This is a genomic window from Mycobacterium sp. TH-M106, from assembly GCF_057473765.1.
On the sequence record NZ_JBYCLE010000199.1, the window covers coordinates 1 to 5,238 of the forward strand.

General features: G+C 67.4%; 5 protein-coding genes. All 5 read left to right on the forward strand.

The annotated features are described in order from the left end of the window. The first annotated feature begins 104 nt into the window (after nt 1-104). Entirely contained in the window at nt 105-1,031 is a 927-nt protein-coding gene (locus tag AC2VOP_RS06860) for a class I SAM-dependent methyltransferase (protein WP_486960261.1), read from the forward strand. 85 nt (nt 1,032-1,116) lie between these two features. Next, nucleotides 1,117-2,400 carry a serine hydroxymethyltransferase gene (glyA, locus tag AC2VOP_RS06865; RefSeq protein WP_486960265.1) on the forward strand — a complete coding sequence of 428 codons (1,284 nt, stop codon included), beginning with the start codon at nt 1,117-1,119 and terminating at the stop codon, nt 2,398-2,400. A gap of 54 nt (nt 2,401-2,454) precedes the next feature. After that, nucleotides 2,455-3,282 carry an acyl-ACP desaturase gene (locus tag AC2VOP_RS06870; protein ID WP_486960262.1) on the forward strand — a complete coding sequence of 276 codons (828 nt, stop codon included), beginning with the start codon at nt 2,455-2,457 and terminating at the stop codon, nt 3,280-3,282. 240 nt (nt 3,283-3,522) lie between these two features. Further along, the gene (phoH2, locus tag AC2VOP_RS06875) at nt 3,523-4,830 is read left to right on the forward strand and encodes an RNA 5'-3' helicase PhoH2 (protein WP_486960263.1); all 1,308 of its coding nucleotides are present in this window, start codon (nt 3,523-3,525) and stop codon (nt 4,828-4,830) included. 20 nt (nt 4,831-4,850) lie between these two features. Continuing rightward, a partial coding sequence (locus tag AC2VOP_RS06880) for a polysaccharide deacetylase family protein (protein ID WP_486960264.1) occupies nt 4,851-5,238 on the forward strand: 388 nt, incomplete at its 3' end.

The following is a 5,238-nucleotide window of genomic DNA, read 5'->3' on the forward strand; positions in this document are numbered from 1 at the left end:
TCAAACACAGCACAACCATGAAAGCCATACCCGACGCCCCTGGGCAGTTCGAAGCCTACGGCCGAGGGCAACAACCACCCATCTAGAAAGGTAGGGACCTGACCATGCCGAGGACCGACAACGACACCTGGGCCATCACCGAGAGCGTCGGTGCGACAGCACTGGGGGTGGCCGCCGCCCGGGCCGCCGAAACCGCCAGCGCTCACCCGCTGATCAGCGACCCTTTCGCCCGGATTTTCCTGGACCGTGCTGGCCCGGGAGCGTGGAGCGTGTACGAGGGGTTGACAGGGCCCGACGGCGCCGACCCGGACTTGGGGGCGCTGGTGCAGGCCATGATCGACTTCATGGCGGTGCGGACGGCGTTTTTCGACGAGTTCTTCCTCGCCGCCGCCGACGCCGGGGTTCGGCAGATGGTGATCCTCGCGTCCGGCCTGGACGCGCGGGCGTGGCGACTGACCTGGCCGGCCGGCACCACCGTCTACGAACTCGACCAGCCGAAGGTGCTTGACTTCAAGGCCGACACACTGCGCCAGCACGGGGCGAGCCCGACGGCCGAGCTGGTGTACGTGCCGGTGGATCTGCGCCAGGACTGGCCCGACGCGCTGCGCAACTCCGGTTTCGACCCGGCCAGGCCCACCGCGTGGTCGGCGGAAGGGCTGCTTCGATACCTGCCGGCCCGGGCCCAAGATCTGTTGTTCGAGCGCATCGATGCCCTCAGCGCCTCGGGCAGCAGGCTGGCCACCAACGCGCTCGCCGCCGAAGCGGTGGACCCCGAGCGGCTGGCGCGGCAACGTGAGCAGATGCACCGCTTGCGGGCTGCCGCCGCCGCGCTGGTCAACGCCGAGGTCACCGACCTTGAGGAGCTCTGGTACGCCGAGAAACGCACCGACGTCGGCACCTGGCTCGGCGAGCACGGCTGGGAGGCGTCGACGGAGACGCTGCAGGAATGGCTGGCCCGTTACGGCCGCAGTGACGTGGCCAAGGATCGGATGCCCAACCTCTTCGTCTCCGCGCGGCGGGTGTCGAGCTGAGTTCAGGATGCGGCTGGTCGGCCTTGCGAACTGCGTGCCAGACTAGACGGTTGTGACCGTGATACCCGATACCACCGCCTCCGTGATGGCGGCGTCGCTGGCCGACGTCGACCCCGACATCGCCGGTCTGCTCGGCAAAGAGTTGCACCGCCAGCGCGACATGCTGGAGATGATCGCCTCGGAGAATTTCGTGCCGCGTTCGGTGCTGCAGGCCCAGGGCAGTGTGCTGACCAACAAATACGCCGAGGGCCTGCCGGGCCGGCGTTACTACGGCGGGTGCGAGTACGTCGACGTGGTGGAAAACATCGCCCGTGACCGGGCTAAGGAGCTGTTCGGTGCCGAGTTCGCCAACGTCCAGCCGCACGCTGGTGCCCAGGCCAACGCCGCGGTGCTGGCGGCGCTGATGACCCCGGGGGAGCGGTTGCTGGGGCTGGACCTGGCCAACGGCGGTCACCTCACGCACGGCATGCGGCTGAACTTCTCCGGCAAGCTCTACGAGAACGCTTTCTACGGGGTGGACCCGAAGACGCATCTGATCGACATGGACGTGGTTCGAGATCAGGCGCGTGCCTTCCGCCCCAAAGTGCTCATCGCCGGCTGGTCGGCTTACCCGCGGATCCTCGATTTTCCAGCGTTTCGTTCGATCGCCGACGAGGTCGGCGCGACGCTGTGGGTGGACATGGCCCACTTCGCCGGCCTGGTGGCCGCCAAGTTGCATCCCTCCCCGGTGCCGCATGCGCAGCTGGTGTCCACCACGGTGCACAAGACACTTGGCGGCCCTCGGTCCGGGCTCATCCTAGGCAAAAAGGAATTCGCCAAGACGGTCAACTCGGCGGTGTTCCCCGGCCAGCAGGGCGGCCCGCTGATGCACGTCATCGCCGCCAAGGCCGTCGCACTCAAGATCGCCAGCACACCGGAGTTCGCCGAGCGTCAGCAGCGCACCCTCGACGGCGCCCGGATTCTCGCCGAGCGGTTGCTGGGCGCCGACGTCGCCAAGGCCGGGGTGTCGGTGGTCAGCGGCGGCACCGATGTCCATCTCGTGTTGGTCGATCTGCGTGACTCTCCGTTGGACGGCCAGATGGCCGAGGATCTGCTGCACGAGGTCGGCATCACCGTCAACCGCAATGCCGTCCCCAACGACCCCCGGCCGCCGATGGTCACCTCGGGGCTGCGGGTCGGCACCCCGGCGCTGGCCACCCGCGGGTTCGGCGACGCGGAGTTCGCCGAGGTCGCCGATATCATCGCCACCGCACTGGTGCAGGGCAGCGGCGCCGACGTCTCCGCGCTGCGGGCGCGGGCGACCCGGCTGGCACGTGAGTTCCCGTTGTACGACGGGCTGGAGGGCTGGAAGCTGGTCGACAGCGAGTGACACGGGCCACGCCGGGTTGCAAAAAAGGTGTGAATCTGAGTTACAGTTACTTTCATGGCTGAAAAACCCGTCGCCAACGCGCTGACCCTAGAGCTGGAACCCGTCGTCGCCGCGAACATGATTCGGCACCTCGATTCCCAGGATCCGTGGTTCGCCCACGACTACGTGCCGTTCGACCACGGCGAGAACTTCGCCTTCCTCGGCGGGCGCGACTGGAATCCCTCGCAGGTGACGTTGCCCAGGCTGGTCACCGACGCGTGCGAGATTCTGCTCGTCGACAAAGACAGCCTGGCCGGCTACCACCGTGAACTCGTTGAGCACTTCATCCTCGAGGAGAAGTGGGGACGCTGGATCGGCCGGTGGACCGCCGAAGAGCACCTGCACGCGATCGCGCTGCGGGAGTACCTGGTGGTCACCCGGGAGATCGACCCGACCGCCAACGAAGCCGTGCGCCTCGACCACGTGATGAAGGGCTACCGCGCCGATCGCTACAGCCAAGTCGAAACCCTGGTGTTCATGGCCTTCTTCGAACGTTCGCACGCGGTGTTCTGCCGCAACCTGGCCGACAAGATCGACGAGCCGGTGCTCAAGGGTCTGATCGGCCGGATCGCCGGCGACGAAGAACGCCACGAGGAGTTCTTCGCCAACCTGGTCGCGCACTGTCTGGAGTACACCCACGACGAGACGGTGTCCGCGATCGCCGCCCGCGCCGCAGAACTGGGCGTCGTCGGCGCCGACATCGAGCCCTACCGCAACAAACTCGATGTCATCGCCGAGGCCGGGATTTTCGGGCCCGATGAGCTGCGCCGGGTGATCTCTGATCGGATCAGCGCCTGGGGGTTGGCCGCGCATCCCGACTTGAAGCGGTTCGTCGTCGGCTAAAGGCCTCTGCCCGGTGAACGTGCGCGAACCCGGCGAATAACCCGGCGTGTCGGCCGGGGACACGCACCTTCGCGGTTAGGGAGTCGGGGTAGCGTCACAAGGGATGGCTAGCCATACGCTCTGCTGTCCACGCGGCATCACCCGTTGCGACGACGACAGGACCGGCCCCGGTCCTGGTGCCGCGGCCCCCGTCGAAACGCTCGTGCGGGGCCGCGCGGGCCATCAAGCCAGGGAGCGCCGGTGCCTGATATCCGGACCTATGTGTTGGACACCTCCGTACTGCTGTCGGATCCGTGGGCGTGTACCCGGTTCGCCGAGCACGAAGTCGTCGTCCCCTTGGTGGTGATCGGTGAGTTAGAGGCCAAACGCCATCATCACGAACTCGGTTGGTTCGCCCGTCAGGCGCTTCGCATCTTCGACGACTTACGGCTGCAGCACGGTCGGCTCGACCAGCCTATTCCGGTTGGCGCACATGGCGGTACGGTGCACGTCGAGCTCAACCACAGCGATCCCGCCGTGCTGCCCGCGGGATTCCGCACCGAGGACAACGACTCGCGCATCCTGTGCTGTGCCGCCAACCTCGCCGCTGAGGGCCGGCGAGTCACGCTGGTGAGCAAGGACATTCCGATGCGGGTGAAGGCCGCCGCCGTGGGGCTGGCCGCCGACGAGTATCACGCGCAGGACGTCATCACCTCCGGGTGGTCCGGGATGGACGAGATCGAGGCCGCCGCCGAGGACATCGACACACTGTTCGCCGAGGGTGAGATCGACTTAGCCGCTACGCGGAACCTGCCATGCCACACCGGTATTCGCTTGATCGGTGGAAGCTCGCACGCGCTGGGCAGGGTCAACGCCGCCAAACGGGTTCAGCTGGTCCGCGGTGACCGGGAGGCGTTCGGGCTGCGCGGGCGCTCCGCTGAGCAGCGAGTGGCGCTGGATCTACTGCTCGACGAATCGGTGGGCATCGTCTCGCTGGGAGGCAAGGCCGGCACCGGCAAGTCGGCGTTGGCGCTCTGCGCGGGCCTGGAGGCCGTGCTGGAGCGGCGCACGCACCGCAAGGTGATGGTGTTCCGGCCGCTGTATGCCGTCGGCGGCCAGCAGCTGGGCTACCTGCCGGGCAACGAGAGCGAGAAGATGGGTCCGTGGGCGCAGGCGGTCTTCGACACGCTGGAGGGGCTTGCCAGCCCCTCCGTGCTGGAGGAGGTGCTGTCCCGCGGCATGCTCGAGGTGTTGCCGCTGACCCACATCCGCGGCCGGTCCCTGCATGATTCCTTCGTGATCGTCGACGAGGCGCAGTCGCTGGAACGCAACGTGCTGCTGACCGTGCTGTCCCGGCTCGGCGCCGGGTCGCGGGTGGTGCTCACCCACGACGTTGCTCAGCGCGACAATCTGCGGGTCGGTCGCCATGACGGCGTCGCCGCGGTGATCGAGAAGCTCAAGGGACATCCGCTGTTTGCGCACATCACCTTGCTGCGCAGCGAGCGGTCACCGATCGCGGCGCTGGTCACCGAGATGCTCGAAGAGATCAATCCGGCCGTGATGTCGTGAGGCTGCCGTAGGCTGCCAGGGTGCCGAAACGAACCGACAGCCATGGGGGTTTGTGGCCCATGCGGGCTGGCCTGGCTGCGGTCGCCGCAGTACTGGTGATCGGGGCTTGCACCGGGCAGGTGCGCCGCGTCAGTGCCGAGGCGGTCGACTGCGCAGCAGTCAAGTGTGTCGCGCTGACTTTCGACGACGGTCCCAGCCCCTACACCGACCGGCTGCTGAAGGTACTGGCCGACAACGACGCCAAGGCCACCTTCTTCCTGATCGGCAACAAGGTGGCGGCCAACCCGGCCGGCGCCAAACGCCTCGCCGAGGCGGGCATGGAGATCGGCAACCACACCTGGGAACACCCCAACATGACCACCATCCCGGCGGCCGACGTTCCCGGGCAGCTGTCGAAGGCCAACGACG

What these genes read in the sequence shown, in the direction of transcription:
- AC2VOP_RS06860 (WP_486960261.1), top strand. Translation starts at nt 105, where the DNA reads ATGCCGAGGACCGACAACGACACCTGGGCCATCACCGAGAGCGTCGGT.
- glyA (WP_486960265.1), top strand. Translation starts at nt 1,117, where the DNA reads ATGGCGGCGTCGCTGGCCGACGTCGACCCCGACATCGCCGGTCTGCTC.
- AC2VOP_RS06870 (WP_486960262.1), top strand. Translation starts at nt 2,455, where the DNA reads ATGGCTGAAAAACCCGTCGCCAACGCGCTGACCCTAGAGCTGGAACCC.